At 68.2% G+C, this 3,457-nt stretch carries 5 protein-coding genes; 1 reads left to right on the forward strand and 4 read right to left on the reverse strand.

The features are described 5' to 3' along the window. Positions 1–774 (forward strand): transposase (locus B9S61_RS23015; protein ID WP_181007492.1); only part of this gene is annotated, 774 nt, incomplete at its 5' end. On the opposite strand, the gene B9S61_RS23020 is transcribed toward B9S61_RS23015, so the two are convergent. From B9S61_RS23020 to B9S61_RS23035, 4 genes are all read right to left on the reverse strand, one after another. Next, complete coding sequence (locus tag B9S61_RS23020) at positions 752–1,252, reverse strand: acyl-CoA dehydrogenase family protein (protein WP_181007493.1); 501 nt, start codon at positions 1,250–1,252, stop codon at positions 752–754. The two genes, B9S61_RS23015 and B9S61_RS23020, sit on opposite strands and share 23 nt — an antisense overlap. 55 nt (positions 1,253–1,307) lie before the next feature. Then, the gene (locus B9S61_RS23025; protein WP_103543972.1) at positions 1,308–2,072 is read right to left on the reverse strand and encodes an amidohydrolase family protein; all 765 of its coding nucleotides are present in this window, start codon (positions 2,070–2,072) and stop codon (positions 1,308–1,310) included. A gap of 104 nt (positions 2,073–2,176) precedes the next feature. Further along, positions 2,177–3,118 carry an IS3 family transposase gene (locus B9S61_RS42505; protein ID WP_258039777.1) on the reverse strand — a complete coding sequence of 314 codons (942 nt, stop codon included), beginning with the start codon at positions 3,116–3,118 and terminating at the stop codon, positions 2,177–2,179. Continuing rightward, the gene (locus tag B9S61_RS23035) at positions 3,106–3,405 is read right to left on the reverse strand and encodes a transposase (protein ID WP_103543739.1); all 300 of its coding nucleotides are present in this window, start codon (positions 3,403–3,405) and stop codon (positions 3,106–3,108) included. Before B9S61_RS23035 ends, B9S61_RS42505 begins: the two co-directional genes overlap by 13 nt. Between the last annotated feature and the right edge of the window lie 52 nt (positions 3,406–3,457).

Below are 3,457 nucleotides of genomic sequence, written 5' to 3' on the forward strand. Positions count from 1 at the left end.
GCCGAAGCCGAAGCCGAAGCCGAAGCCGAAGCCGAAGCCGGTACGAGCGTGCTGCGGCTGATCACCGATGTGCACACCACCCTGGCGACGATTCCCGACGTCAAGGCCACCGCGCCCATCCAGCAGAACCTGGCCGAGCGTCAGGTCTCACCGGGCGAGCACTACCTCGACTCCGGATATCCCTCCGCCGACTTGGTCGTGCAAGCGGCGGGCCGGGGCATCAGCATGGTCACCCCGCTCCTGGCCGACCACTCGCCCCAGGCCAAGGCCGCCGAAGGCTTCGCCAAGAGCGCCTTCCGTATCGACTGGAAAGCCCGTCAGGTCCGCTGCCCCCAGGGCGCCACCAGCGCCGGCTGGTATCCGGTCACCCAGCACGGCCGCGACGCCATCGTGATCGACTTCGCCCGCGCCGACTGCCGCCCCTGCCCATCCCGGACCAAGTGCACCAGCTCCGCCCGCGGCGCCCGCATGCTCACCCTGCGCCCCCGTGAACTCCACGAACGCACCACTGCGGCCAGAGCCGAACAGGACACCGACTCCTGGAGAACCAAGTACGCACTCCGCGCCGGCATCGAGGGCACCGTCAACCAGGCTCTCGACGTCACCGGCATCCGCCGGGCCCGCTACCGCGGCCTGCCGAAAGTCACCCTCCAACACATCTACTCCGCCACCGCCCTCAACATCGTCCGCCTCGACGCCTGGTGGGCCACCGACCCACTACGCAAGCCTCGCACCAGCCGACTCGAACGCCTCAGCCACCAACTCGCCGGCTGACGAATTCAGCAACAGAGTCGCGGATCGCGTACCCGTCGCCGGTGGGCCGTGCCGCGCAGCTGATGCTCGACACGTCGGAACCGGCCTGGGGCTCGGTGATGGCCAGGGCGGCGATCATGTCGCCCTCGATGGCAGGCTTGAGGTGAGCCAGTTTCTGCTGATGGTCGCCCGCCAGGTGCAGGTAGGCGGTCGCCATGTAGCTGTGGACGGACATTGCGCCGCGGAAGCCGCCGCTGCCGAGCCGCCCCAGCTCCTCCAGATAGGCCACCGAGTGGAAGAACGGCAGCTCGCGGCCCCCGTAGGTGCGGGGGTAGTGCAGCCCCAGCAGCGCTTCCCCCGCAAACAGCTTCCATACGTCGCGAGGGATCCGGCGCTCGGACTCCCACGTGTCCAGTCGCGGGGCGATGTGCTCGCTCAGGAAGCGCCGTGTTCGCAGGCGGAACGCGTCCGCCTCGGGGGGAAAGTAGATCGAGTCCACGCTCACACCGTCGTTCTCGGGCCGGGGGCTCCCTCGCTGAGCGCGAGGGAGATCGTCAGGCGTTGGTGCCGTACAGGAATCTCCGTGCGTTCAGCTCGAACAGGCCCGTCTGCTGCGCGGGCGTCAGGCGGTCGTGCATCTCCTCGATCTTGGCCCCCAGGTTCCCGGAGAAGTCGAAGAGCGGCGCGTCGGACCCGAAGAGAACCTGGTCGGGCACCTTAGTGCAGCCCTCCAGCATCAACTCCAGTTCGGGGCTGGAGAGCTGGTGGAAGGACGAGATGTCCGCGTAGAGGTTGGCGGGGTGCGCCAGCAGCAGCCGGACGGTCCCCTCGAGGTCCCACACCATGCCGTGCGCCAGCGCGACGCGCAGGTCCGGGAAGCGTCGGACGACCTCTTCAAGGCTGTGCGGGTACCGCTGGGCGCTGCCGAGCCCGGGCAGGGAGGGCCCCGAGTGAGTCAGCACCGGAATGCTGTTGTCGTTGCAGTGCCGCCAGAGCGGCAGCAGCCGCTCGTCGTCCAGCTCGAAGCCGCAGGGCGGGTAGAGCTTGACGCCCTCGCACCCGGGCACCGCCGTCCAGCGCTTGACGATGTCGAGCGCCGTGCGTCCGCGCGAGGGGTCGAAGCCCGCGAAGAACGCCAGGCGTCCTCCGGACGCCGCGGTGACCGCCGCGTGGTGCAGGTGCACTTCCTCGATGGACAGCGGGGGCTCGCCGAGCGCCGGACCGAAGTCGGCGATGAGCAGGACCGACTTGGTGATCCCGTAGGTGTCCATCTGCGAGAGCAGCCTCTTGCCGTCCCGGTCCGACAGGTAGAGGCGCAACGCGCGTCGGACCCGGTCGTTGTCGCCGATCGACTCGGCGATGCCCGCGACGAACCCCGGGGAGACGCAGTTCTGTCAATCCCCTGGAAGCGTAGAGACCTTCCTTATGCGGCCAGGTCCTCCTGATGGTGGCTGGCGCGTGCTTCGCTGATGATCTGTTCGAACTCCACCGGCGGTAGCCCGCCGGCCGCGGAGTGTCTGCGGCGCATGTTGTAGAAGCCGGTGATCCAGGTGGCGATCTTCAGCCGGGCCTCGGTCCGGGTGGCGAACTGGTGCCGGTGGATGTACTCGACCTTGATCAGCGAGTTGAACGACTCCGCGGCGGCGTTGTCCAGCGCCGACCCGACCCGCCCCATGGACTGCACCACGCCCAGCCGGTCACACAGCTCGTTGTACGCCTGACTGGTGTATTCGCTGCCGCGGTCGGAGTGGAAGATCACGCCGTCCACATCGCCGCCGCGCGTGGTGGCGGCCATCTTCAGCGACGCGGCGACCAGGGCAGCGTCGTGATGCGCACCCATCGCATAGCCGAGCAGTCGGCGCGAGAACAGGTCGATGACCGTGGCCAGGTACAACTTTCCCTCCCCGGTCTCGATTTCGGTCATATCGCCCACCCATAGGACGTTTGGGGAGACCGCGTCGAAGTGGCGGTGCACCAGGTCAGGGGCCGCTTTGCGCTTGCCCTGCCGGGTCAGCGAGCGGCGCCTGCGGGGCGGTTTACGGCCCTGGAGCCCGAGCTCGGCCATGATCTCGGCGACCGTGTTCACCGAGACCTGCCAGCCCGCGGCCCACAGGTCCAGCGTGATCCTCGGTGACCCGTAGGTCTCGCCCGAGCGGCGGAAGAAGTACGTGATCCTCTCCTCCAGCATCGCCCGTCTGACCTCGCGTTTCGTCGGCTCGGCCGGGCGACGTCGCCACTTGTGGAACCACGCCTCGGATACGCCGAGCGCGCGGCAGGAGACAGTGTGCGGGATGCCGTGCCCGGTCCTCTGGTCGCTGATCACCCCGACGAGAGCCGCCGGGTCCGCCACAGCTACTTCACCCACAGGACCATGCAGCGTTTGAGGACATCACGCTCCATGGCCAGTTCCTTGTTCTCTTTGGTCAGCTCGGTGTTGCGCCTGCGCAGTCGCTCCAGTTCCTCCTGGACGCTCTCGCTCCGCCCGCCAGCAGCCGCACCGTTCCGCCGGGCGCGAGAGACCCAGCTGGCCAACGTGGTCTCGTTGATCCCCAGCTCCCTCGCGACCTGCGCGAGCGGCTTGCCTGTCTCGGTCACGATACGCACAGCCCCCTCACGGAACTCCGCGTCGAACTTCCGCCTCTTCTCCGCCATGACTCCCAACTTCCCCTGCAGTCACGGCCTCTACGCTACGAGGGGAAGGTCA

It is taken from the genome of Streptomyces sp. SM1 (assembly GCF_002910825.1).
GTDB lineage: Bacteria > Actinomycetota > Actinomycetes > Streptomycetales > Streptomycetaceae > Streptomyces > Streptomyces okerensis.

Bases quoted from the DNA above. Each gene is read 5' to 3' on its own strand.
- B9S61_RS23035 (WP_103543739.1), bottom strand. From the start codon at position 3,405: ATGGCGGAGAAGAGGCGGAAGTTCGACGCGGAGTTCCGTGAGGGGGCT.